1 protein-coding gene is annotated in these 221 nt (G+C 45.2%); it reads left to right on the plus strand.

All coding sequences use genetic code 11. The features are described 5' to 3' along the window. Positions 1–221, plus strand: a 221-nt coding sequence (locus H6B10_RS16900) for a hypothetical protein (protein WP_204652507.1), incomplete at both ends; no start/stop codon positions are given.

Genomic DNA, 221 nt, shown 5'->3' on the forward strand with positions numbered 1-221 from the left:
TCGGCAACGGCTCCAATGGCTCTCACTTTGCGATTGAAAATTCCACTGTAAATTTCAACGATAACGGAAGCCATGGTTTGTCTGCTGGTGCGCTGCATGTCACTAATTCCACCGTAAACGCCTTCCGGAATAAAGGAATGGGCATTGCAGTCAACAATGAGTTGATTATTGCAGATCATTCGGTTGTAACTGTTTCCGAAAACGCTTCCAATGCCACTTAC

It is taken from the genome of Gemmiger formicilis, assembly GCF_016901605.1.
Classification (GTDB): Bacteria; Bacillota; Clostridia; order Oscillospirales; family Ruminococcaceae; genus Gemmiger; species Gemmiger formicilis_B.